The organism is Serratia sp. KH_031, assembly GCF_057839655.1.
In genome coordinates this window covers 899,828-925,277 of sequence record NZ_CM174496.1, presented here as the reverse complement: position 1 = coordinate 925,277, position 25,450 = coordinate 899,828, and the positions used below count along the sequence as shown (strand labels likewise).

The 25,450-nt window shown below is 49.6% G+C and carries 23 protein-coding genes; 8 read left to right on the top strand and 15 right to left on the bottom strand.

Translation table 11 applies throughout. From position 1 onward, the window contains the following. Nucleotides 1-43: 43 nt before the first annotated feature. The 3 genes from AC3ISQ_RS04020 to AC3ISQ_RS04010 form a co-directional block, all read right to left on the bottom strand. Nucleotides 44-1,324, bottom strand: coding sequence for a polysaccharide deacetylase family protein (locus tag AC3ISQ_RS04020; protein WP_489350753.1), 1,281 nt, complete (start codon nucleotides 1,322-1,324; stop codon nucleotides 44-46). Nucleotides 1,325-1,450: 126 nt separating this feature from the next. Then, on the bottom strand, nucleotides 1,451-2,221 hold the full coding sequence (locus tag AC3ISQ_RS04015) for an ABC transporter permease (protein ID WP_489350751.1): 771 nt from the start codon (nucleotides 2,219-2,221) through the stop codon (nucleotides 1,451-1,453). Continuing rightward, on the bottom strand, nucleotides 2,218-3,141 hold the full coding sequence (locus AC3ISQ_RS04010) for an ABC transporter ATP-binding protein (protein ID WP_489350749.1): 924 nt from the start codon (nucleotides 3,139-3,141) through the stop codon (nucleotides 2,218-2,220). The genes AC3ISQ_RS04015 and AC3ISQ_RS04010 overlap by 4 nt, the downstream gene beginning before the upstream one ends. Before the next feature lie 180 nt (nucleotides 3,142-3,321). On the opposite strand from AC3ISQ_RS04010, the gene can reads away from it, so the two are divergent. Then, a complete protein-coding gene (gene can / locus AC3ISQ_RS04005; RefSeq protein WP_489350747.1) occupies nucleotides 3,322-3,975 on the top strand; it encodes a carbonate dehydratase in 654 nt (217 codons plus the stop codon). A 43-nt stretch (nucleotides 3,976-4,018) separates the two neighbouring features. On the opposite strand, the gene hpt is transcribed toward can, so the two are convergent. Both hpt and cueO read right to left on the bottom strand, forming a co-directional pair. Then, complete coding sequence (hpt, locus tag AC3ISQ_RS04000; protein WP_489350745.1) at nucleotides 4,019-4,555, bottom strand: hypoxanthine phosphoribosyltransferase; 537 nt, start codon at nucleotides 4,553-4,555, stop codon at nucleotides 4,019-4,021. Nucleotides 4,556-4,655: 100 nt separating this feature from the next. Next, nucleotides 4,656-6,293, bottom strand: a complete 1,638-nt coding sequence (cueO, locus tag AC3ISQ_RS03995; protein ID WP_489350743.1) for a multicopper oxidase CueO — start codon at nucleotides 6,291-6,293, stop codon at nucleotides 4,656-4,658. A gap of 147 nt (nucleotides 6,294-6,440) precedes the next feature. Here cueO and AC3ISQ_RS03990 point away from each other — a divergent pair, with 147 nt between their 5' ends. The 3 genes from AC3ISQ_RS03990 to speD all read left to right on the top strand — a co-directional run bounded on the left by AC3ISQ_RS03990 (nucleotide 6,441) and on the right by speD (nucleotide 8,656). After that, nucleotides 6,441-6,788 carry a YacC family pilotin-like protein gene (locus AC3ISQ_RS03990; RefSeq protein ID WP_489350742.1) on the top strand — a complete coding sequence of 116 codons (348 nt, stop codon included), beginning with the start codon at nucleotides 6,441-6,443 and terminating at the stop codon, nucleotides 6,786-6,788. 177 nt (nucleotides 6,789-6,965) lie between these two features. Then, complete coding sequence (gene speE, locus AC3ISQ_RS03985) at nucleotides 6,966-7,820, top strand: polyamine aminopropyltransferase (RefSeq protein ID WP_489350740.1); 855 nt, start codon at nucleotides 6,966-6,968, stop codon at nucleotides 7,818-7,820. Nucleotides 7,821-7,861: 41 nt separating this feature from the next. Next, a complete protein-coding gene (gene speD, locus AC3ISQ_RS03980) occupies nucleotides 7,862-8,656 on the top strand; it encodes an adenosylmethionine decarboxylase (RefSeq protein WP_489350738.1) in 795 nt (264 codons plus the stop codon). An 83-nt stretch (nucleotides 8,657-8,739) separates the two neighbouring features. On the opposite strand, the gene AC3ISQ_RS03975 is transcribed toward speD, so the two are convergent. The 7 genes from AC3ISQ_RS03975 to yacL all read right to left on the bottom strand — a co-directional run bounded on the left by AC3ISQ_RS03975 (nucleotide 8,740) and on the right by yacL (nucleotide 14,712). Beyond that, complete coding sequence (locus AC3ISQ_RS03975; RefSeq protein WP_489350736.1) at nucleotides 8,740-9,498, bottom strand: DeoR/GlpR family DNA-binding transcription regulator; 759 nt, start codon at nucleotides 9,496-9,498, stop codon at nucleotides 8,740-8,742. A 3-nt stretch (nucleotides 9,499-9,501) separates the two neighbouring features. After that, complete coding sequence (locus tag AC3ISQ_RS03970; protein ID WP_489353119.1) at nucleotides 9,502-10,458, bottom strand: D-threonate 4-phosphate dehydrogenase; 957 nt, start codon at nucleotides 10,456-10,458, stop codon at nucleotides 9,502-9,504. Between the two features lie 16 nt (nucleotides 10,459-10,474). Continuing rightward, a complete protein-coding gene (dtnK, locus tag AC3ISQ_RS03965; RefSeq protein ID WP_489350734.1) occupies nucleotides 10,475-11,746 on the bottom strand; it encodes a D-threonate kinase in 1,272 nt (423 codons plus the stop codon). Continuing rightward, entirely contained in the window at nucleotides 11,743-12,699 is a 957-nt protein-coding gene (locus AC3ISQ_RS03960; protein ID WP_489350732.1) for a 2-keto-3-deoxygluconate permease 1, read from the bottom strand. Before AC3ISQ_RS03960 ends, dtnK begins: the two co-directional genes overlap by 4 nt. Before the next feature lie 170 nt (nucleotides 12,700-12,869). After that, nucleotides 12,870-13,199: a tRNA-binding protein gene (locus AC3ISQ_RS03955; RefSeq protein ID WP_489350730.1), complete on the bottom strand. Its 330-nt coding sequence runs from the start codon at nucleotides 13,197-13,199 to the stop codon at nucleotides 12,870-12,872. Between the two features lie 100 nt (nucleotides 13,200-13,299). After that, nucleotides 13,300-14,283: a transcriptional regulator EbgR gene (gene ebgR, locus AC3ISQ_RS03950; RefSeq protein WP_489350728.1), complete on the bottom strand. Its 984-nt coding sequence runs from the start codon at nucleotides 14,281-14,283 to the stop codon at nucleotides 13,300-13,302. 66 nt (nucleotides 14,284-14,349) lie between these two features. Further along, on the bottom strand, nucleotides 14,350-14,712 hold the full coding sequence (yacL, locus tag AC3ISQ_RS03945; RefSeq protein WP_489350726.1) for a protein YacL: 363 nt from the start codon (nucleotides 14,710-14,712) through the stop codon (nucleotides 14,350-14,352). A gap of 247 nt (nucleotides 14,713-14,959) precedes the next feature. Between yacL and AC3ISQ_RS03940 the strand changes: the two genes are divergently transcribed. Then, a complete protein-coding gene (locus AC3ISQ_RS03940; RefSeq protein WP_489350724.1) occupies nucleotides 14,960-16,672 on the top strand; it encodes a carboxylesterase/lipase family protein in 1,713 nt (570 codons plus the stop codon). A gap of 51 nt (nucleotides 16,673-16,723) precedes the next feature. Here the strand turns inward: AC3ISQ_RS03940 and AC3ISQ_RS03935 are convergent, their stop codons facing one another. Continuing rightward, complete coding sequence (locus tag AC3ISQ_RS03935; RefSeq protein WP_489353118.1) at nucleotides 16,724-18,679, bottom strand: glycoside hydrolase family 127 protein; 1,956 nt, start codon at nucleotides 18,677-18,679, stop codon at nucleotides 16,724-16,726. A gap of 30 nt (nucleotides 18,680-18,709) precedes the next feature. Beyond that, nucleotides 18,710-20,113, bottom strand: a complete 1,404-nt coding sequence (locus AC3ISQ_RS03930; protein ID WP_489350722.1) for an MFS transporter — start codon at nucleotides 20,111-20,113, stop codon at nucleotides 18,710-18,712. A 239-nt stretch (nucleotides 20,114-20,352) separates the two neighbouring features. Between AC3ISQ_RS03930 and AC3ISQ_RS03925 the strand changes: the two genes are divergently transcribed. After that, nucleotides 20,353-21,177, top strand: coding sequence for a helix-turn-helix domain-containing protein (locus tag AC3ISQ_RS03925; RefSeq protein ID WP_489350721.1), 825 nt, complete (start codon nucleotides 20,353-20,355; stop codon nucleotides 21,175-21,177). On the opposite strand, the gene araC is transcribed toward AC3ISQ_RS03925, so the two are convergent. Beyond that, nucleotides 21,169-22,011, bottom strand: a complete 843-nt coding sequence (gene araC / locus AC3ISQ_RS03920) for an arabinose operon transcriptional regulator AraC (RefSeq protein WP_489350719.1) — start codon at nucleotides 22,009-22,011, stop codon at nucleotides 21,169-21,171. The two genes, AC3ISQ_RS03925 and araC, sit on opposite strands and share 9 nt — an antisense overlap. Before the next feature lie 263 nt (nucleotides 22,012-22,274). Between araC and AC3ISQ_RS03915 the strand changes: the two genes are divergently transcribed. Together AC3ISQ_RS03915 and araA are read left to right on the top strand one after the other, a co-directional pair. Next, entirely contained in the window at nucleotides 22,275-23,936 is a 1,662-nt protein-coding gene (locus tag AC3ISQ_RS03915; RefSeq protein WP_489350717.1) for a ribulokinase, read from the top strand. Between the two features lie 10 nt (nucleotides 23,937-23,946). Continuing rightward, nucleotides 23,947-25,449, top strand: coding sequence for an L-arabinose isomerase (araA, locus tag AC3ISQ_RS03910; protein ID WP_489350715.1), 1,503 nt, complete (start codon nucleotides 23,947-23,949; stop codon nucleotides 25,447-25,449). The last annotated feature ends 1 nt before the right edge of the window (nucleotide 25,450 follow it).

The window sequence follows — 25,450 nt, the reverse complement described above, 5'->3', positions numbered from 1 at the left end:
ACGGGCGCTTTTGGGCGCCCGCTTTCTCTACTCAACATCTCTGCTATTGCGTCACTACCGTTCCCGACTGATTAGCAATGCGATCTGCCATCGTCTGAATCGAATCCGTGCGCAGAATATACAGACGCTTCAGCGTATAAAGATTATCCCCCGGCTTGACCTTACCGCGTACCGTGGTCACTGCCATATGGAAACCGGCATCTTTTGCCGCCTGAATCGCCTTCTGGTTATAGCCACCAAATGGATAAGACAGATACAGCACATGCGGATTGAATTGCGACAGTGCACGCCGTGAGTGCTCAAAATCAAACTCAATATTGTGCAAACTACGGCTTAACAAAATCGGCTTTCTATTGCCATCGACCCGGTGCAGGAAATGGGTATGTGACTGGATGTCGAATACGTCCTGGATCTGCTTAAGCTCCGAAATACTCATAAATTGCAACGAAGCGGGATCCCACTTCTGCGGATGACGTTTGATGCGCGAAGAGATGATGAACGCCGTGGCGCGGAAACCGTAATCCTTCAACACCGGGTAAGCATAGCGATACACCGATTTCAAACCATCATCAAAGGTCAAAACAACCGCTTTGCCCGGCAGGTTAATCTGGTTTTTCAGGTAGGCTTCCAACTGGTATAACGAAATCGTGTCGTAACCCGCCTGCTTCAGATAGGTCATCTGGTTGCTGAACGCCACATCGGAAGTGGTGGTTGAAGTATGACGGAAGCGTTTGTTCTCTTCATTCTTCAGCAAATGGTGATAGGTCAACACCGGAATACCGTTGTCGATCTGGCAATCCAGAGAACTGACGTAACCCAACCGATCACCCACGTTGATTTCATACCAGGTATTATTCAGTCGGTCTTTCAACTTACCGATAATCGGGTAACGTAAATTCTCTTCCAATGAGCCAAACACTTCGCTCTGGATATCCGCTTCGGTATAGATATTTATCGCTTTCTGAGTAATCAGGTTCTGATTGGTCAGCGGTTTATTCAATTCCCCAAGAGAGTCCTTTACCTTGCGCGACTTTTTGATCTCATCCAGATCGCCTCTATCAATAAAGCCCGTGCCATTACCGAATTTCAATTCGTAATATTCAGCATCTGCTGGGAACACTTGAATAAGTTGCCCTTGCTTAACTTCACCGACAGGAATGACATGTTCACCTATCAATGCGTACACTTCGCTATCGCGTTGAGCTTCCATGTACGTGGGCTTTAACGCGCTGTTTTCTGGCAATAAACTCGCCAATGCCGCCGATGACAGCAACGACATAACGATGCCGAATAGTCCGGCAGCTAGTTTGTATTGAACCTGCATTATTTATTCTGCTTACGGGTACGTGGTAACAACATGGGGAAATGTGAAGGGATTAGCATAACACGTTTAAAGAAAGTGGTGCCGCAACTGCATAAGATACGGCACCCATTATTTGGAATATTTTAATCAGGAACGCAACCCACGACCACGTTCTATCAAATACCAAGCCAACAGATAGAACACTGCGATAAACGCCACCAATACCAGCATGGTTAAAGCCAGCGGCACATCGGCAATACCGAGGAAGCCGTAACGGAAACCGCTGATCATATAGACGATCGGGTTCAGCTTAGACACCGCCTGCCAGAAAGGCGGTAACAGTGCCAATGAGTAGAACACACCGCCCAGATAGGTCAGCGGTGTCAACACGAAGGTTGGTATCAGGCTGATATCATCGAAAGTATTGGCAAACACTGCGTTAAGCAAACCGCCCAGAGAGAACAGAATCGCGGTCAGCAACAGCGTCACGGCAATCACCCACCAAGCGTGAACTTGCAAAGGCACGAAGAACAGTGAGATCGCCGTGACCAAAATCCCCACGCAGACACCACGCGCCACGCCACCGCCGACGTAACCGGCAATAACCACGTGCGTTGGCACTGGAGCCACCAGCAACTCTTCAATATTGCGCTGGAATTTAGCGCTAAAGAACGAAGCCGCGACGTTGGCATAGGAGTTAGTGATCACCGCCATCATGATCAAACCCGGCACGATAAACTGCATGTAACTGAAGCCGTGCATGGCACCAATTTGCGAACCAATCAGGTTGCCGAAAATGATGAAATACAAGGTCATGGTGATCACTGGCGGCACTAGGGTCTGGATCCAAATACGCATAAAGCGGTTGATCTCTTTCGCCCAGATGCTCTGCAACGCCACCCAATACAAACGCATCATTGTTGTTCTCCATTGCCATTGACCAGGCCAACAAACAGTTCTTCCAGCCGGTTGGCTTTGTTGCGCATACTCAATACCTGAATGCCCTGAGCGCTTAATTGGGTGAACAAACCGTTCAACCCTTGCTCACGCATCACTTCAACTTCCAGTGTCGACGTATCCGTCAACTTGTTGTGGTAGCCTTCCAGCTTCGGAATCGGGCTCTTAGCCGCTAAATCGAGGATAAAGGTCTCCGATTTCAGCTTGGACAGCAGCTCTTTCATTGAGGTGTTTTCTACCAGTTCACCGTTTTGAATGATGCCGATATTGCGGCACAGCATTTCTGCCTCTTCCAAATAGTGGGTGGTCAGAATGATGGTGGTGCCCTGCGCGTTCAGCTCTTTCAGGAAGCCCCACATTGAGCGACGCAGTTCAATATCGACACCCGCGGTCGGCTCATCGAGGATCAGCAATTTCGGTTGGTGCATCAGCGCACGGGCAATCATCAAGCGGCGTTTCATCCCACCAGACAGCATCCGCGCACGTTCATCACGTTTGCCCCATAGATCTAACTGGTTGAGGTAAATTTCCGCCCGTTCCAGCGCTTCTTTACGCGTCACACCGTAGTAACCGGCCTGATTGACGACAATCTGCATCACGGTTTCAAACGGGTTGAAGTTGAACTCTTGCGGCACCAGCCCTAACTGACGCTTGGCATTGACGATGTCTTGGTCAATGTCGTAACCAAATACTTTTACCTTGCCCGCGGTTTTATTCACCAACGAACTGATAATGCCGATGGTGGTGGATTTCCCTGCCCCATTGGGCCCCAGTAGTGCATAAAAGTCCCCGGCTTCGACATTCAAGTCGATGCCACGCAACGCTTTGACGCCACCCGCATAGGTTTTGGTCAGTTGCGATAATTCCAGTGCATGGTTCATAAATTAGAGAGTACCTTGGTGAGTAGTCTATCGCTGCTTGGTTTTAATGGTGATTTTACCATCAATCACGTTTTCGCTGAGTTGAATCCGTGCGCTCGAGTAACTGTTCCGATTTCCAAATTGTGACACTTACCCTATATTACCCCAACGCAATCTGTTCGTTACAGGTCTATAACCTCCATGAAAGAAATCGAAGCTCTTATCGCTAATAACCAAGCCTGGTCTGATACCATGACCCAAGAGGATCCCGGCTTTTTTGAAAACCTGGCACAAGCGCAAAAACCGCGTTTCTTATGGATTGGCTGCTCTGACAGCCGTGTACCTGCTGAACGACTGACCGGCTTAGAGCCCGGTGAACTCTTCGTTCACCGTAACGTCGCCAATCTGGTGATTCATACCGATTTGAACTGTCTTTCGGTGGTGCAATACGCCGTTGACGTACTGGAAATTGAACATATCATCATCTGCGGCCACCTCGGTTGCGGTGGGGTATCAGCGGCAGTAGAAAATCCCGAACTGGGTTTGATCAACAACTGGCTGCTGCACATCCGTGATTTGTGGTACAAGCATAGCTCGCTATTGGGAGAGTTCGAACCTGAGAAGCGTCTGGATGTACTGTGTGAAATCAATGTGATTGAGCAAGTGTACAACTTGGGACACTCCACTATCATGCAATCGGCTTGGAAGCGCGGTCAGAAAGTGATGATCCATGGTTGGGTGTATGGCCTACAAGATGGTCGTCTGCACGACTTGGAAGTGACGGCAACCAGCCGTGAAAGCTTGGAAATGGGTTACCGCAAGGCTATCTCGACATTAAAAGACACCACCTCTTAAGCCGTTAATGGGGCGTATCTATCATGCGCCCCATGATATTTATTTACTCATCCAACAATACCACTTTGCCGACATACGGCAGATGACGATAGCGTTGCGCGTAGTCGATACCGTAACCGACCACGAACTCGTCTGGGATCGAGAAACCAACAAACTCCACCGGCACTTCTACTTCACGACGCTCTGGTTTGTCCAACAGCGTACAAATCGCCAGAGATTTAGGCTCACGCAGTGACAAGATCTCGCGCACTTTGTTCAGCGTGTTGCCAGAATCAATGATGTCTTCAACGATCAACACGTCCTTGCCACGAATGTCTTCATCCAGATCTTTCAAGATCTTCACATCGCGCGTGGTGGACATGCCGCTACCGTAGCTGGAGGCGGTCATAAAATCGACTTCGTGCGGCACGTCAATGGTGCGACACAGGTCAGCCATGAACATGAAGGAACCACGCAGCAAGCCTACCAACACCATTTCGCTACCGCTATCACGGTAATGTTCGGTGATCTGGTGGCCAAGTTCGGCGATACGGGTCTTAACTTCCTGCTCGGAAATCATTACGTCTACAGTGTGTTTCATAGTTTTAAGATCAATCGTTTTAAAGGCAGTTGCCGGAAGAAGGGCGCAGAGTTTAGCATAGCCTGAAGACGGTGGCGACGCGAGCTACCACCGTTAATCACTATGCGACGGTGAAGCCCAGCATCATCCCAGTATCTTCGTGCTCCAGCAGATGGCAGTGCGCCATATAAGCGTGATCAGCGCTGGCTGGATAATCAAACCGCACCAGCACTTCGCTACGCGCCCCTTCGACACGCACAGTGTCCTTCCAACCGCTACGGTGTGCTGCCGGTGGTTTGCCGTTTTCACTCAGAATGCGGAATTGAGTGCCATGAATGTGGAACGGGTGCAGCATCATGTCGCCCTCACCTGAGATGGTCCACTTCTCGTATTGCCCTTTTTTGGCGGCAAACATCGGCTTATTCATATCAAAGGCTTTGCCGTTGATCTTGTTGCCATCATGGAAGTCGAACCCGGCTTTCTTACCGTGATCCATACCTTTCATATTGCCATGATCCATACCGGCCATCTTGCTGTTACTCATGCCCTTCATGTCGCCATGATCCATGCCTTGCATACTGCCAGCGTCCATACCTGCCATACCACCGTGATCCATGCTCATCCCGGCCATCGCCTGCTGCCCGTAGCTCTCCATCAACGCCTTCATACCCAGCATATCCAGCTTCGGGTCCATCATCAGTTGTAGCCAACGTTCCTGTATACCGGTAACCGCAGGTATGGCTGGCAGCTTGACCAAGCTGTCTGGCATGGTTTTGATCCCTTTCGCCAATGACGGTTGAATACGCAAAACTGGCAGCGCTAGATCGAAGGGTGCCAACGTCATACCCATCTGTTTCACTGGCAACGTCACGATATCGAAGGGTTTACCGTCAGAAGCATCCACCAGAACTTCAAAACGTTCGCCCATCAGGATTGGCAACTCGCTGAGCTTCACCGGTTCAGCGAGGAAACCACCATCGCTGGCGATAACGTACAGTGGGCGATTATCACTGGTAGCCAGCGTCAATGAACGTGCGTTACAGCCATTGAGGAAACGCAAACGCAGCCAGCCGCGTGGTGCGATATGCTGCGGATACTGTGCACCGTTGGTAAACATGCGATCGCCAAACCAACCTACTGCGGCGCTCATCACGTCCAGTTGATATTCAATCTGCCCATCTTTACCTAGGCGTTTATCCTGCAAAATCACCGGAATATCATCTTTACCCCAGGTTTTAGGCAATGGCAGTTTACTGCTCTCTTCATCTTCCAACAGCACTAAACCGCCTAACCCCATCATCACCTGATGACCAGTTTTACCGTGAGTGTGCGGGTGGAACCAACAAGTCGCCGCCGGTTGATCAACGGTGAACTCGACCTTGCGTATAGTACCCGGCTGGATCAATGCTTGCGGGCCACCATCGACATCACCAGGGATCTCCAGCCCATGCCAGTGCACGGTACTGGCCTCTGGCAGCGTATTTTTAATTTCGACCGAGACCGGTTTACCACGTTGCAACTGCACCGCCGGGCCAAGCAATGCGCCATTAATGCCCCAGGTATGGGTTGCCACATTAGGCAACCAGTTCATCTGGCCGGTCTGTAACGTCAGTGCGAGCTTCCCTTGCGCATCAGGTGCCAGTAACGGTGGGATAGGTAAAGCAGGCAGTTCAGCCACCCAAACGGAGCGACTCCATAGAGGTAAGGCACTCGCCGCGCCTAGCGCAGCGGTCAATTTGATAAAATCACGGCGTTGCATCGCTGACTTCCTTATATTCAGTGATAAGTCGTCCAGCCTAAACCTTCCCCTTAGCGGAAGGTCAAGCATTAACTGTCCAGAAGAAAACTTGGTGTCTTTACAAGCAAGTGTGGTAACTTCTGCTGACGTCCCATTGGCTTATTTACCATGAAAAAAACAACCTTACTGGTGCTGTTGCTCACCATGCTGGGCTTCTCTAATGCCAGCCTGGCGCTGAATGAATCTGAAGCAGAAGATCTCGCCGATCTGACTGCGGTGTTCGTCTATCTTAAAAATGATTGTGGTTACAATGAGTTGCCTAATGCGCAAATCAAACGTGCGATCGTTTACTTCGCCCAGCAAAACCGTTGGGATCTTAGCAACTATAATAGCTACAACATGAAAGCGCTGGGTGAAGACAGCTATCGTGATCTGAGTGGCATTGCTATCCCTACCCCTACCAAGTGTAAATCCTTGGCACGCGACTCACTGAGCCTATTGGCCTACGCCAACTAAGCTGCCCCTCCCCCTATTTACGCCCCTTGTAATCTTCCGAGATACGACTGACTTCCTTGTATCTTTTAGGATTACAGGGACATTCTGTGTGAAATTCAGCCGTGCATCGACTGGCAGAGTTAGCTATGATGTTGCGCCATTTTTATGGTTGCCGTTATGAATAGGAGGAGCTCGCACATGACCCAAAAAGAGATTTGGTATGAAACGCTACATGCCAATTTCGGCCAGTATTTCTCAGTCGAGAACGTGCTGTACCGAGAGAAAACCGAACATCAAGATCTGGTTATCTTTGAGAATCCGGTATTGGGCCGCGTGATGGCACTCGACGGTGTGGTACAAACCACCGAGCGTGATGAGTTCATTTATCACGAAATGATGACTCATGTACCGTTGCTGGCGCATGGTCAGGCAAAGAAAGTGCTGATTATCGGCGGTGGCGACGGTGCAATGCTGCGTGAAGTCAGTCGTCACAAAAGTATTGAGCAAATCACGATGGTAGAAATCGACGCCGGAGTGGTGGAATTTTGCCGCCAATACCTGCCGAACCACAATGCCGGTGCTTATGACGATCCGCGCTTCAAGCTAGTGATTGATGACGGCGTTAACTTCGTTAATCAAACTGATGAAAAATTCGATGTGATCATCTCCGATTGCACCGATCCGATCGGCCCCGGTGAAAGCCTGTTCACCTCTGCATTCTATGAGGGCTGTGCCCGTTGTCTGCACGAAGGCGGTATCTTTGTTGCCCAGAACGGCGTGTGCTTCCTGCAACAAGATGAAGCGATTAACAGCCACCAGAAACTGAGCCACTATTTCAAAGACGTCAGTTTTTATCAGGCTGCGATCCCGACCTATTACGGCGGCATCATGACCTTCGCCTGGGCGACTCAAGATCCAGCGTTGCGTCAGTTGGATTTGACCACACTGCAACAACGTTTTCATCAAAGTGGCTTAAACTGCCGCTACTACAACCCAGCAATTCACGTCGGCAGCTTTGCTCTGCCACAGTATTTGCTCAACGCACTGACGTAATACGTTAAGCGAGAAGATAAAAATAAAGGAGGTGAACCAAATTGCAAAAGCTGAAACTGCACGGCTTCAACAACCTGACCAAAAGCCTGAGTTTTTGTATTTACGATATCTGTTACGCCAAAACGGCGGACGATCGTGACGGCTATATCGCCTACATTGACGAACAATACAACGCCAACCGTCTAACCGAGATCTTGAGCGAAACTTGCTCGATCATTGGCGCCAACATTTTGAACATCGCTCGTCAGGATTACGATCCTCAAGGTGCTAGCGTGACCATTTTGGTCAGCGAAGAACCGGTCGATCCCAAAGACGTTGATACCTCGGAACATCCAGGCCCACTATCGAAGGCTGTGGTTGCCCATCTGGATAAAAGCCATATCTGCGTTCATACCTACCCAGAAAGTCATCCCGAAGGCGGCCTCTGCACCTTCCGCGCCGATATTGAAGTTTCCACCTGTGGCGTCATTTCACCGCTCAAAGCGCTCAATTACCTGATTCACCAGTTGGAATCCGATATCGTCACCATGGATTATCGCGTGCGCGGCTTTACCCGCGACGTCAACGGCGTGAAGCATTACATCGATCATGAGATCAACTCGATCCAGAACTTTATGTCTGAGGATATGAAGGCGCTGTACCATATGATGGATGTGAACGTTTATCAGGAAAACATCTTCCATACCAAGATGTTATTGAAAGATTTCGACCTGAAACACTACCTGTTCAATGCCAAGCCAGAAGAGCTGAACGACACTGAACGCCAACGCATCACCGATTTGCTGTGGAAAGAAATGCAGGAGATCTATTACGGGCGGAATATTCCGCACCTGTAACACTCTACCTCCGTAACTCTTTATCTCTATAACAACACGGGGCAGCGCCTTGCTGCCCCGATGTTAAATCACGATCACTTCCACTAGACCACGTGCAACTTACTCGGTAAAGTCGCGAGTTGCTGCTGTAACTCCGCTGGCAACGCCTTATCGGTGACGATATCGGTCAAGCTGCCCAGTGATGTAACGCAAAACAGTGAATAGGCACCGTATTTGCTGCTATCCGCCAACAATACCCGCCGCCGTGCATTCGCCGCCAGATCCTGCTTCAATCCCGCCTTTTCTTCCGTTGGTGTGGTGATCCCTTTTTCCAAACTCCATGAGTTGCAACTGATGAAAGCGATATCAGGATAAATACCACGCAACAGTTTACGACCATGATCGCCGACACAAGACTGACTGCTGTCATCAATCCGACCACCAATAATGGTGACTTCGATTTGTTTGAACTCTGACAGGAACAAGGCAATACGTAGATCAGCCGTGATCACCCGCAACGGTAAGTGAGTCAGATTACGCGCCAACTCAAGCATCGTGGTGCCAGCATCTAGCACCACCGCATCCCCGGCATTAATCAGCGACAGCGCATGTTGCGCGATATTTCGCTTTTCCTGCTGGTAACGCAATTGCTTTTCATTGGTGGTTGGCTGAACGGGGATAAAACGATTAAGTGCTACACCACCATGACTACGGTTGATAATGCCTTGCTCATCAAGCTTGATCAAATCACGTCGGATAGTGGCTGGCGATGCATCAATCGCAGTGACCAGTTGTTCAACCGTAACCAGATTATGGCTCTTTAGATAATCCAGAATCTGGTTCAAACGGCTTTGTAATTTCATAAACTAGGCGAGTTGACTGGCTAATTGGATCGAGATAGCCATGCTCTCAGACTTGGCTTTTCCTGTCCAGGCAATATCAAACGCCGTACCGTGATCGGCAGAAGTACGAATAAACGGTAAACCAGCCGTGATATTAACTCCATCATAAAAGCCTAGCAGTTTCAGTGGAATATGACCTTGATCGTGATACATGGCGACCACCATATCGTACTGCCCTTCATAAGCTTGCAGGAACACCGTGTCCGGTGGACAAGGCCCATAGACATCGATTCCTAGTTGCTTCACCGCCGCAATCGCCGGGCTAACAATAGTGATCTCTTCATCGCCAAACAGACCATTTTCACCCGCATGTGGATTCACCCCAGCAACCGCAATACGCGGATGAGTGAAGCCCACACGTTTGAGGAAGGTATCCGCCATGCTCACCACGGTTTCAATACGTTGTGCGCTGAGCGTATCAAGAAATTTGCGCAGAGCAATATGGGTCGAAACATGGATCACTTTTAATTTATCGGTATACAACACCATGGCGTAATCCCGGCTGTTGGTCAGTTTAGCCAACAGTTCGGTATGGCCCGGATACATATGCCCGGCCAAATGTAGCGCTTCTTTATTCAACGGCGCAGTAGCAATGGCCTGAACTTCACCCGCCATCGCCATTTCGGCGGCACGCTTTACGCAACGGTAGGCCAGATCACCCGCCTGAGCTTGCACTTTCCCCGGTGTCAGCGCGGCGGGATCTTCCAACGGCTCATCGATAACGTTGATTAACCCTGGCGCAAAGCGTGCCTGCGAAACATGTTGTATTGCCCGTAATTCGACCGGTGGGGTAATACCTAAAGCCTGAATGCGCGCAAGCGTATGTAAACAACCGATCACCACCGCCTTGCTACCCGACAATTCACCTTCGGCCAAGGCCTTGATAATAATTTCCGGCCCGATCCCTGCGGGATCGCCCATGGTGACTGCAATTGTGTTATTTGCCACTGTACATTTCCTCAATAAAATAAAGTGCGTCTCTAAGAGTGGTTGGGCCGCCAAATCCACCGGCTTTAGTGATCACGGGTAAGTCGTCAATTTCGCTATTGATAAAAGTGCCACAAGGCACGCAAGGGGCGACCTCGGCGCTAATGCGGTAACCTTCCGCCCCCAATGCTCTGGCAACGGCGATCGCAATATCGCCTCCCGTCAGGAACAAACCGCCAATTTGCGTATGGTTGATAATCGACAAGGTGATAGCCCCCAAAGACTGGCTAATCCGCTCACCCAGTTGTTGGCGGCTCAATTGAGTGTTTACACACAGTTGATCGACCCATTGCCGAGCCTCAGCATCACGACAAGTACGTAACACGCAATGTTGACGATCCTGCAACAGCGCAACCGCTTGGTTGACGATTCGTTCGCACGCTTGGGCATTCTGCGCCGTCAACAGCGTCTCAACGTCGATATCGACAATACCCAGTGATTTTTCCTGCTCGGCAAAAGCAATTTGTTGGCGAGTCGCTTCACTCATTGACCCCGCCACCACCAGCACCGGTAAACGTTGTCGAGGGCTGAGATAACAGCTCGCTGGGAGCGCATTAGCCAAACCAGCAGCCCCCACCAACAGTAAGCGTCCCGCCAGTTGACTGATGCTTTGCGCCAACTGAGCCAGATCGCTGTCTTGTTCAGCATCCACTACCACAATGCAGCGCTCTTGCTGACTCAAATGTTGCAACCTGCTAAGCAGTTCTCCACTGCGCACTACCGACAGACTCAATTCATGGATAGGAATATCGGTCTGTAAAGCAATCAACGTTTTGATATGTGAAGACACAATCGGTGTTTTCGGATCGCTGGCAAACTCGGTTTCTACCAACAGCACGTTATGTACCCAGCATTTCCCCTTCCGCGTGATTCGCCCGGCTGCCGGGATCGCCGCAGCGACAATGGCGATTTGTGCATTACAAGCCTGCATCGCCGCTTCGATTTCAGCGCCGACATTGCCACGGAAGGTCGAATCAATCTTCTTGTACACCAAGGGTGGATTACCGTTACTGCAATAAGGTTGTAGCGCAGCGGCAACCTTGCGACGAGCTTCATCAGCGATCAACGCTCGGCTCTCGGTGTTAATCACCAACACATCCCCCCCTCGCGGTGGTTTTTGCTGGTCATTCAGCAGCACATCGGTACGCGCACCTTTTTTAGCCAATTGCACGCCAGTGTCATTAGCGCCGGTAAAATCATCCGCAATGACGATCATTCTCATGCTGCTTTCTCCGCGATAGCCGCCTTGGCCGCATTACGCTTGGCAACCCAAGAACTGAGGATCGGCGTGAGGATCGCCGTGGTAATCACCGAGGCTGCGATCAACGGTGCCGCCGCCGCCGCTACTGACGCCAATGAAGGATCGGCCTGAGCAATGGCCAAAGGCGTTGCGACCGCATTGCCTGCGGTGCTGGATGCCGCCGCGCCAGCAATACCGCTACCACCCACAAGGCGATCCGCACGGATATTAAAGAAACCGCCAACAAAAGTGGTAAGTACACCTAACAGAATGCCAGCCAGCCCACCTTGTAACAGCATTTCCAAATTGATCCCGGCACCCAACGCAAAAGCAAAGAATGGGATCAAGACTGGCCCACCCTTGGTTAAGAATTCCCGCATATGTGGATCAAGGTTGCCGAGCATCATGCCAACCAACAGTGGCACCAATACCGCGACCAACGCCATTAAGGGGATGTTAGCCATACCCGCGGCACCGAGAGCAATCATGGTAAAGAACGGTCCATCATTGAGCGACAGGATAGAAATCGCCCCCACATCGCGCTCATTGCCGAACTCACCCACCAGCGCTGCATACAGTCCACCGTTGGAGTTACTCATTGCCGCAATGATCGCTACGCCAGTCAGGCCAAAGATCCCTTCAGCTCCAAACAAACGCTCAACGCCCAAACCTAGCGCCATGGCGACCAATAATTTGGTCAACGTAATAGTGCCACCTTGTAACAACGCCTGTGGTGCAGCTTTAAAACTGATCCCGGCTCCCATACAGAGCAAGAACGCACCGATCAATGGCGCCGCACCATTTTTAAACAAGGCAGTGGTAAACCCACCGATGTTTAAGGCTTCGGGGACAAACGTGTTCAACAAAGCACCGAGCACCAAAGGGACGACCATCATCCCTCCTGGAATTCTTTCTATTGCCGCTTTCAGTTTCATACCGCCCTCTATTTTGATTTATTTTAATCAAAATGATTATATTTAGTCAAAAATAAAAAATAGAGAGCTATATCTCAGTTTTAGAAATCAAAAAATGATTATTTCCTATCGTCCGCGCGAAAAAAAACCGGCAACATAGCGCTGCCGGTTTCCTTTGATATAGGTTCTATTTATACGATCCGCGTTCCTATCGGTACTTCAGAACGTGGCTGCAACAACACACTCTGGCTCTCGTCATCCGTTTCAGCACACAACAACATGCATTCAGAACGTTCGCCGCGAATACGCGTCGGTTGCAGGTTGATCAGAACGATCACCGTGCTATCCAGCATTTCTTGTTCGCTGTAATACGGCGCCAGACTGGTGACGGTTTGCAGCGGTGTGTCATTACCAATATCGATCTGTGCGATATACAGTTTATCTGCCTTTTCATGCCTGCGGATCTCACTGACCCGGCCTACACGAATATCCAATTCCTTGAATTGCTCAAAACTCACCATGTTTTTATCTCCCAGCAATGGAAGGTAAACTTTAGTGAAATTTTTACTAAAAATCAGGTTAAGCAGTAGTAAACATTAACCTTATCACAAATAAAAAATGCTACTTGGTCGTACCGCGTAACTGCAATTCGCTCGGTACGTAAACTTTCAGCGAGATAACTCGCTCATCACGCAGGCGTTCCACCAATAGATTCACGCCCTGACTTCCCATCAGTTCAGAGTGAATGCGCACAGTAGAAAGCGAAGGTACGGTAAAGCGTGCGGTCGGAATATCATTAACACTGATCAGTGCCACCTGTTTTGGCACCGCCATCCCTTTTTCGTGTAGCGCACGTAGCACGCCGATGGCGATAGAGTCAGAAGCAATAAACAACGCCGGTGGGCAACCCGCATCGCTATCTAACATCTCTTTGGCAAGCTGATAGCCGGACTGACTGGAGAAATCGCCACGATAAATATCATCGGTAGAGACTACGCCTTGCTGCAAGCCGTAATCAGTAAAGGCAATTTCACGAATATCGGCTTGTTCCACATCGTCCTGTCCGCCAATAAAACCGATGCGCTGATAGCCATGCTGCATGAAATAATCAACCACCTGCTGGCTGATCTTACCCAGATCAACATCGACGCTATCAAAACGATCATCATGACTGGTGCAATCGATATAGGTGATATGGCGGGATAGCTTAGCAATCTGCTCTGCGCTCGCCGCAGAAGGACGCCCGACCACCAGCACGCCATCAATAGTTGGCAACTCGCGATCGAAGGAATAATCATATTGCGAGATCAGGCTGATACCCAGTTTTTCACATTGGGTTTCAATACCATAACGAATAGAGAGGTAGTAAGGATCGTTGATCTCCATTTCTTGGCGATAGTTAAATAGCGCCAGAAAGGTCAATCGCTGCGCATGATTGTGCGCTTGCCGCCGAGGATTGACGCGATACTCCAGTCGCTCTGCGGCTTCCAGAATGCGCTGTTTGGTCTGTTCCTTCACGCTTAGGCTCGGGTCATCATTCAATACGCGTGAGACCGTCGCGACTGAAACACCCGCCGCTTCAGCAATTTCCTTCAATGTGGCCATGAAGCTCTCTAACTCGATAAGATTAACTAAAAGATTAACGGCATGGCTGCGACATGTACACCGTTTCTACTTACCAAGCGTGAATTTTCGATACGCCTGCAACACCAGCAAGAAGTCTTCTACGCCACAGAAAGACAAACTTTCTTCGTCGTAATAATTCATCCCCTCTTCCATCTCGTCGCCTTCAAATTCGAGTTGGTTGGCACGGATCATCACTTCTTCACCGTCCATCAGCAGGGTGTATTCATGCCCTTCCAATATCCACTGCCGTTCACTGCCTTTCACCTCTGCCGCCCCCGCTTCAACGCGATCCAACAGAGTTAAATCCCCTTTGACTTCTTCATTAATCCAGTGGCCGATGGCTTCATGCCCCATCGAAAATTTGACCACCACTTGATCGGTCACATCACGCAAAAATTCGTAGTCCATAGCAGCCTCCTGAGCTTTCTATTAGTTTATACCCCCCATACTTGAAGCTGTATCTTTATTGGCTTTATGACCCTATTCATCGAGGCCGCAGTGAGCCGAGTCACAAAGCCAGCTTTTGGCAACTTTTAAGCTTGTTGCCTTGATTTTATGTCCAGTATCAATATATCCGTCATATTTCCAACGAGCTGCTTGTCACTGAAAGCATCACAGATATAAACTCGAATAAACTTTCATAGGGATTAATGAAATGAAAAAACCGGCATTAACCATTTTAACCACATTAATATTCACTGGAATGATAAATGGATGTGATAACTCATCATCCTTCAATCAAAACGATGCTCCATCATTCAATCAGAATGTAGAACGAAGTATTAGTAACGGAGCTATCAAAGGCGCATTAAATAGTGACTCAACCGCATTCTCTTGGTTAGGTGTTCCTTATGCTGCTGCACCCATCGGAAAATTAAGGTGGCATAAACCTGCCGATATCGAAAGCTGGCAGGGAGTCCGTGATGCAACTGAATATGCCAATGTTTGTACCCAGGTTTCAGCTGGAAAGGTTATTGGGGATGAAGATTGTTTATATTTAAACGTATGGCGACCTAATACCAATGAGACGAATCTTCCAGTCATGGTCTATGTACATGGTGGAGGTAATCGGAATGATAGCGGGAATAATTATGTTGGTGATAAATTAGCGGTCAAAGCTAACGCTATTATCATCACGATTAATTATCGCCTGGATGTCTTGGGATATCTGACAACGCCAGCATTACGCACCGGCGATCCATTAAGTGATTCCGGCAACTATACCCTACTTGATATTCAAAAAGCCCTGCAATGGGTGCAGAACAATGCCGCCAGTTTTGGTGGTGACAGCAAAAATATCACATTGGCAGGTCAATCCGCAGGGGCACGCGATGTGATGGCATCGTTGATATCACCTGAATTTAAGGGGTTATATCAAAAAGCGATTTTGATGAGTGGTGGTGAAACCTTATCAACCGTTGAGGCCGGTGAAGCGACAGCCAATCAGGTTATCCAAACACTGTTGGTGAAAAGCGGCACCGTGAGTGATACGGCAAGTGCGCAAAATTGGTTGGTGGCGGCAACCGATGAAGATATTTCATCATTCTTGTACGGGCAATCGGCACAAGATCTGGTGCAGGCATTACCCAGTGCGATTATTCGAATGCAGCCTTTTACCCATCTATTCATGGATGGAGTGGTGATTCCCAAGGCCGGTTTTAATGTGATTGCCAGTGGCAACTACAATAAAGTTCCGGTGATGCTTGGCAGTAATTATGATGAATTCGGTGCATTTAATTTACTAGATCCCGCATTTTTCCCGAAATTAAAAACGGGTGAGCTTGACCAACCAGAGAATTTTGATACGTTTACTAAATCACGCGAATATGGCAGCCAATTATATGCCTCATTCTGCGTTGAAACATTTGCACAGCGATTACATAATGCCGGAATGACGGATATTTATGCCTATCGTATGCGTTGGGGACATGATTTGGATGTTGCCAGTGAGGAAAATGTCAAATATATCGGCGCCACTCACGGTGCAGATGTTGATTTTGTTTTCGGTTATGAAATTAACCCAGCGAATAAAATGTTTGCCAACGCACCACTTTACACTCAAGAAAATGCGCCGGGCAGACAATTACTGACAGAATCGGTCATGACTTATTATGGCAATTTTTTACATCATGGTGATCCGAGCGTGGTCGATACTTTAGCCTGGTCAAAATGGACACCAACGGGTGAAGCCCCCAAAATTATGGTCTTTAATGCCACGGACAATGCGTTGGAAAACGAAGTGTCAGCGATGTATTGGGATCGTAATAACGTGATGAACGAGTTGAAAGAAAATACTACTGATGCTCAGAAAAACATTATTAATGGCGTATTTGAAGGCCGTTTCTTTATGAATGGCCTTCAAGAGTAAAGATAACAGAGTTGCCAGCAATGCGCCGTTTTGCTGGCAACCCACCTAGATTTATTCAGCATTCACCCAGATACGCATTTCTCCTTCGCCACGGTTGGCCCAACTAAACCACGGGATAAAATTCAGTGTTTGATGACTCAGTAATTGAGGTGCGCTGTCGTAACGGTAAAGTGGAGTCTGTTCCGCCCCATCGCTATTAATTCGTTTCCCTTGTGCCTGAATCAAGATCTTGTTAGCGAAGATCCCTTTTCCTTCAATCAGTTGGAATTCGCTTTGTGAATCCAATTGGATGTTATGTAGTTCAGCGCCGTTATCCGCTTGCTCCAAACAATAAACCAATGGCCCACGTTGCAGCGCAACCTTGCCCACCACCTGCCGCAGCAGCGGGTTGCCATACACCCGGCGAACCGGCATCGGTAGCGTCAATTGCAGGGTGTCACCTTCTTGCCACTGACGAGAGATATGCACATAACCTTTGATGACTTCCCCTTGGCACGGTTGGCCGTTCAATAATACCCTCGGGTTCTCACACCATTCCGGTAGGCGTAGCGCTAAGGTATGCGTTATCGGCACCTGGCAATGTAGGGTGATTTTCACCTGTTCCTGCCACGGATAGTTGCCGCTGATTTTGACACCAAGCATTTGATCATCCACGGGTAATTGTAGTTCGTTACCGACATACAGATTGATCAACAAGGCATCGTCACGCCGCGTATAAATATAGTGACCGATAGACGTCAGAATACGGGCAATATTCGGCGGACAGCAGGCGCAACCGAACCAACGCTGACGCACCGGTTTGACATGATCGTAGATGTGATTAAACGGAATGCTTTTAGGATGCACTTCCAACGGATTAACGTAGAAAAAGTGTTTACCGTCCAGCGCCATACCACCTAACACCGTGTTATACAGTGCCCTTTCCATCACGTCAGCAAACCGGCCATCACCTTCCATTTGAATCATGCGGTTGGCAAACATCATCAGGCCGATGGAGGCGCAACTTTCGGCATAGACGGTGTCATTCGGCAAATCGTAATCAGAAGTAAAAGCCTCACCGCTGCTCTGCGCGCCAATGCCGCCAGTGATATACAGTTGGCGTTGCACCATGTTGTCCCACAAACCTAGACAGGTTTGACGTTTTTCTTCGTCTTGATGCAAACGAGCAAGATGCGCCACGCCCGCTAACAGATAAACAAAACGTACTGCGTGCCCGATAGCCGTATTTTGCAACGCCAGTGGTTGATGCGCTTGGCTGTAAGCTTTGTCTTTCACCATCCACGCAGGGCCATAAGTATTCCAATGTGAAGTTCTGCCGCGTTTCTCATACTCTTCATCGTAATAATGCGGTTGGGCACCGCGCTGTTCGACGAAATAGCGCGTCAGTTGCAAATACCGTGGGTTGCCGGTCACTTCATATAAGCGCATCAGCGCCAGTTCAATTTCAGGATGCCCTGGATAGCCATGTAACTGTGAATCGCCCGGCCCAAACACCCGATCGATATGATCCGCCAAGCGACATACCACCTCCAACAGGCGGCGTTTTCCGGTAGCTTGAAAATACGCGACACCGGCCTCGATCATATGTCCCGCGCAGTACAACTCATGGCATTCGGCCAGATTCGTCCAACGTTCCTCAGGCGCTTTGACGATGAAATAGGTGTTGAGATAACCATCGTCACACTGCGCAGCCTCAATCAGTGCAATCGCTTCATCCGCCGTGTGTTCTAATTCAGGATCGGGTTGTTGCACCAGCGACCAAGCTACCGCCTCCAACCACTTAGCCACATCGCTATCCTGAAAAACCATGCCGTAAAACTCCCCTTGCTGCTGCCCAGCCGCAATACGGAAATTATCAATAGCGTGACTCGGTTCGGCTTCAGCGACCCGATCATTCAACGCATCCCATTGATAAGGGATCACCACATCGCGAACCAATCGCTGATACTGGCCAAAAAACGGGTCGGTGATCTTTACACCGTGTAAATCAACTTCTTTCGGTTCAATAGCTTGAGACATAACACAACTCCTGAACGATTAAGACTGATGGGCATGGCGCGTTTGGAGATCGGTAGCAATGCGTTCCATCATCGGGTTATCAAGACGGCAGTAACGGATAGCAAACGCTAATAACAAGTGGAATAACGCAGGGAGCAAGCTTTCCAACGCAGTGATGCCTTTCAGTGACGCCGGAGTTTGGTTTTCCATTCCCGGCTGATAGGCGACATAAATAAACACCAAACTGAGGATGCCTGCGCTGGCCGCCCAAGCGAGTTTGATGAAAAACAGGTTAAAAGCGAAGTTCATCCCCGATGAGCGAATCCCGTTCTTCCACTCACCGTAATCATCAGCAAACGCCATGATGGAAAAGTGCAACGGCAAGGTAAAACCGAGAATAATGCCGTTACCGAGGATCACTGCCAGCCACAGGTATTGATAAGCCGCTCCGATCGGGATAAACCACATCGCCACCGCCAACGCGGCAAGCACCAAGTTAGTCAGGTAATAGAGCCGCACGGCATCAAAATAACGGGTGAGATAATTGACCATCACCGCACCAATGATCGAAGCCAGTGTCACCATGGTGAAGAACAATGAAGCAAAACCGGCGCTACCACCCAAGGCATAGGTGATGAAGTACATATAACCACCACCGCGCAGATTAAATACGTTGATCAGCAAGAACGACATCACCAACATCAGCAATAACTGATCGTTTTTACGCAGGCCGCCGAGGTGTTCACGCAGGCTAAACTTGCCCATCAGCGCCAATGGCACTCGCTCGCGAACCCAAAAGAAACAACACAGGAACATCACTACCGCCACGGTACACAAAACGCCAACACCAAGTTGATAGCCCGTTGCCGCTCTCCCTTGCCCGAGTTCGACCACCAACCACGGTAAACCGACAGACACCAAGAACCCTGCTACGCCGCACAACACAAAGCGCCAAGACTGGCAGGACACCACCTCTTCATGGCGTGTGGTCATGGTGTTGATAAGGGCGCAATACGGCACATTAATCGCGGTGTAACCGATTGAAAGCAGCAAATAGGTGCCGAATGCCCACAGGATCTTCATATTCATGCCGACGTCCGGCACGGTGAAGGTCAACACCCCGATCACACCAATCGGTACAGCAATCCATAATTGCCAAGGGCGGAAACGCCCCCAGCGACTGGTGGTTCTGTCAGCAATAATGCCCATTAACGGATCAGAAATCGCATCAAAAACACGTAATGCAATAAATAACGTCCCGACGATCGCGGGCGTTAAACCAAAGACATCGGTATAGAAAAATGTCAGGAAATTCATGATCAGGCAGGTAATTACTGTGCCACCAGCATCTCCTAAGCCATAGCCAATTTTTTCTTTGATGGAAAGCCGGTTATTAACTTTAGCGCCGACAATGTCATTATTATTAATAGAGGTAGAAGTCATAGTAACGCCTCACGAATCGGAGTGTTATTTCCCAGAAACTATATCTGGCTGCGTATGGTTCGATGCCCGGTGCTCATTAAATTTTGCACAGTGCCACGCTGACAACAAGGGTACAAAAAAGTATAAAAAGATGACGATTCCGACCTGATGAGAAAAGTGTGAAGACGATCGGTTATGGCGTCACGGTTTCATGCTGAAATGACTGGCTCAATATTTTTGCCAATGAGAAAAACCACCATATGATTGATATAAAATACAATTTACCGTTAAAAGTACAAAATGGTGGGTTATTTATCTCCCGTGGTGTCGGCAGTCATCCGCAGCGAGTTCTCAATTCGTGGGTGTTGATTTATGTGGCTCAAGGTACGTTGGCGATCAGAGAGGATGAAAGCGACTTCATCATCAATCAGGGAGAATGTCTGATCTTGTATCCTCAGCGTCAACATCAAGGGCTCGATATTTTTCCCAAAGACTTGAAATTTTATTGGTTGCACTTTGAATTGAATGAGGAAATTAACCCGCTAAATAAACACGCCGCCTATCAACTTTCGCTTCCCCAACACACTAAATTACCTGATGAACAGAATATCACTTCGTTATTTCGTCAGTTTTTAAACGAACAGGAAAATTATCATCATTCAGCCATATTAGATTTATTGTTATTATTGATATTGCAGCATATCGCACGGGCTAATAACGAAACCACCATAATATCCAACGCAGGTGATGACCTGGCTTGGAAGGCTCAACAATTAATTCATACTCACTTCCACCAGCCGATATCCACCTCAACATTGGCGACGCAGTTACATTGCAATCCTGATTATCTGGGCCGCGTCTACCGTAAAACCTTCCAAATTACTATCACCGACGCCATTCACCGCCAACGGGTGAATAATGCAGAAAAACTGTTGCTCACCGATACCTGTTCTCTCAGCGAAATCGCGTTACGCAACGGTTTTAACGATGTGGCCTACTTCCGGCAAATCTTCCGCAAACTGCGAGGTATAACACCGGCTGAGTGGAAACGGCGTTATTGCAAAGAACATATCAACTCAGATTAGCGCCCGGAACTCGCTGGGGCTAGCACCAGTGACTTTTTTGAATACGCGGGAAAAATAGAGCTGATCTTCAAACCCAACATTACGCCCAACGGTGGCAATCGGCATACGCGTGGTACTAAGCAGAAATTTTGCTTGGCTAATGCGCTGATCCTCACGCCACCCCAGCATACTGACCCCTAACTGCTGGCGAAAAAGATGCGAAAGACGTGAGGGAGAAAGACAGACGTGCCGCGAAACACGAGTGATATCCAATTGATTATCTGTCAGATTATCAGTGATGTACTGGCATGCTTCCCGCACCCGGTTATCCAATACGGGGCGCTGCGAAGCCTGTAACGCCTCCATACGGCGTAGTAGTAGCTGTTCAAGCAGATTCAGCGCCAGCAGTTCGGCATAGCGTCCGGCGGTTTGACCTGCGTCGATAATCTGTTGGAACAAAGACGCCATCTCAATCTGATTGGTTTCATCCAGATGATAATGCCCGGTCTGCCCAAACAACAGCGGCCAATTTAACCACTCCAACCAATAAGCCCGTGGGCGGAAATAAACCCATTGGTGATACCAAGTTGGACTGTCCGGAGCGCGCCCGTAGTGGTGAATTTCATGCGGCGGAAACAACAACATATCGCCCGAACGGCAGATAAATTGCTGCTCGCCATTTTGCACGATGCCCTCACCCTTCACCGTCAAGTTGAGGATGTAGCCTTTCATCCCTTGTGGACGATCGATAAAAAAATCGAGCAATCCATCGGCTTCAATCGGCGTTAAACCTGCCACCAACTGAGCATTAAATGAATATCCCGGCAACAGAGGATCGCTTTGTGTTTCAGCCATTTAGTCTATATCCCCATTTTCAACCGATGAGAATTACACATGGTTATTAAAAATTCAAAATAAACAGTAAGTTAATGATATAGCATAAAGCCAACTCCTCATCAAAACACCTTTCAACTAAGACGCTTTATTGTTGCTCTGGCTCACACTTTTCCTCTCATCAGCATTTTAGTCCATATTTTTAGCCTGTCTTGCTCTGACCCGTTTCGCATTTTTGTCCTTACTGTTACAGGCAATGTTGATTCGCTTGAAGGAGCGTTGCCATGCCTGTAGCAGCCATTGCAATAGGTCTTGATTTTGGTAGTGATTCAGTCCGCGCACTGGCGGTGGATTGTTCAACTGGGGAAGAAATTACCACCCAAGTAGAATGGTATCCGCGCTGGCAACTGGGCAAATATTCCGATCCTGCCAATAACCAATTTCGCCATCACCCACGTGATTATCTCGAAGCAATGGAAAAAGCTTTGCAGACGGTAGTCGCGCAACTGACACCACAACAACGCGCGGCAGTCTGCGGTATTGGCGTCGACAGCACCGGTTCCACGCCTGCACCGATCGATGCCGAAGGGCAAGTGTTGGCATTGCGCCCGGAGTTTGCCGAAAACCCTAACGCCATGTTTGTTTTGTGGAAAGATCACACGGCGGTTGAAGAAGCCGAAGAGATCACCCGCTTATGCCATCAAGCAGGAACCGCCGATTATTCACGCTACATTGGCGGAATCTACTCCAGCGAATGGTTCTGGGCGAAGATCTTGCATGTCACCCGTACAGATGCCGCTGTCGCGCAGGCCGCCGCTTCTTGGGTGGAACTTTGTGACTGGGTGCCCGCCCTGCTCAGTGGCACCACCGCCCCACAGAAAATTCGTCGTGGCCGTTGCAGCGCCGGACATAAATCACTGTGGCATGAAAGTTGGGGCGGACTGCCACCGGCCAGTTTCTTCGATCAGCTTGATCCCTTGCTCAATCAACACCTCGCCTATCCGATGTTTACCGACACCTGGACGGCAGATCTGCCCGTCGGCACCTTGAGCCCTGAATGGGCGCAGCGTTTGGGTCTGTCAGAAAAAGTAGTGATTTCCGGTGGCGCGTTCGATTGCCATATGGGCGCAGTCGGTGCCGGTGCGCAGCCCAATACCTTGGTGAAAGTGATCGGCACTTCCACCTGCGACATTCTGATCGCCGATAAGGCCAGCGTCGGCAACCGTGCGGTACAAGGAATTTGTGGTCAGGTGGATGGCAGCGTAGTGCCTGATTTTATCGGTTTGGAGGCTGGGCAATCGGCCTTTGGTGATATCTATGCTTGGTTTGGCCGCGTACTCAGTTTCCCGCTGGATCAATTAGCAAAACAACATCCAGAACTTAGCGAGCAGATCGCTGCCAGCAAACAACGCTTACTGCCAGAACTCACCGAGGCTTGGGCGCAATCGCCTTCACTAGAGCATTTACCGGTGATCCTTGACTGGTTTAATGGCCGCCGTACACCGTTCGCCAACCAGCGACTGAAAGGCGTGATTGCCGATATCAACCTGGCCACCGATGCGCCAGCACTGTTTGGCGGTTTAATTGCCGCCACTGCCTTCGGCGCACGCGCGATTATGGAATGCTTTACCGAACAAGGTATCGCCGTCGACAACGTGATGGCACTCGGCGGTATTGCACGGAAATCCCCGGTCATTATGCAGGTGTGTAGCGATGTACTGAATCGCCCACTCCAGATAGTGGCCTCCGACCAATGTTGCGCTTTGGGCGCGGCTATTTTCGCCGCCGTCGCCGCCGAGGTTCACCCAGATATTGCCAGCGCACAACAACGCATGGCCTGTTCCATCGAACGCACATTGCTACCCGACAGCCAACGTGCCGCCCGCTTCCAACAACTTTATCAACGCTATCAGCACTGGTGTGCCAGCGCAGAAACCCACTATTAAGGACACCGCGATGAACATCTTTGAACAGTATGAAATCTGGTTTGTGATCGGCACACAGCATCTGTACGGCGCAGAAACCTTACGTCAGGTTAACGATCAAGCTCAGCAAGTGGTTAACAGCCTGAACAGCGAGGCCAAGCTACCCTGCAAACTGGTGCTGAAACCCTTAGGAACCTCCCCGGACGAGATAACCTCGCTGTGCCGCGATGCCAACCACAATACGCGCTGTGCTGGCATGGTGGTGTGGCTGCATACCTTCTCTCCGGCCAAAATGTGGATCAATGGCCTGAGTATCCTGAACAAGCCCTTGTTGCAATTCCATACCCAATTCAATGCTCAAATCCCTTGGGGCAGTATCGACATGGACTTTATGAACCTGAACCAAACCGCCCACGGTGGTCGCGAGTTCGGGTTTATCGGCGCTCGGATGCGTCAACAACATAGCGTGGTGACCGGTCATTGGCAGGATAGCAAAGCCCACCGACGTATCGGCAGTTGGATGCGCCAAGCGGTGTCCAAGCAAGATACTCGTCAACTGAAAGTGGCACGTTTTGGCGACAACATGCGCGAAGTGGCTGTCACCGAGGGGGATAAAGTCGCTGCACAGATCAAGTTTGGTTTTGCGGTCAACGGCTATGCGTTGGGCGATCTGGTCAGCGTGGTCGATGCGGTTTCCGCAGGCGACATCAACGCTCTGGTGGATGAATACGAGAGCAGCTACCGCCTATCCCCCGCCGCGCAGATTAACGGCGCGAAACGCCAGAACGTGTTGGATGCGGCACGCATCGAGCTGGGTATTCAACGCTTCTTGCAGCAAGGCGGCTTCCACGCCTTTACCACCACGTTCGAAAATCTCTACGGACTAAAACAACTCCCAGGGCTGGCGGTACAGCGCCTGATGCAGCAAGGCTACGGTTTCGCTGGCGAGGGTGACTGGAAAACCGCCGCCCTGCTACGCATGATGAAAGTGATGTCCGGCGGATTAACGGGCGGCACCTCGTTTATGGAGGATTACACCTATCATTTCAACGGTGACAACGATCTGGTACTCGGCTCACATATGCTGGAGGTTTGTCCTTCTATCGCCGACGACGAGAAACCACTGTTGGATGTACAACCGCTGGGAATTGGCGGCAAAGAAGATCCTGCACGCTTGATCTTCTCTACCCGCACTGGCCCGGCGATTAACGCTAGCCTGATCGATATGGGCGATCGCTTCCGTCTGTTGGTTAACTGCGTTGATGCGGTTAAACGCCCGCAGGATCTGCCGAAACTGCCGGTGGCTAACGCATTGTGGAAAGCACAGCCCGACTTGGAAACAGCATCCGAAGCCTGGATTATCGCTGGCGGCGCTCACCATACGGTATTCAGTCAAGCACTCACTCTGGACGATATGCGCCAGTTCGCCGAGCTGAACGACATCGAGTTGGTCACTATCGACAACCACACTCGCTTGCCGGAACTGAAAAATGAGCTGCGTTGGAACGAAGTCTATTACCGCTTACAGCGCTGAG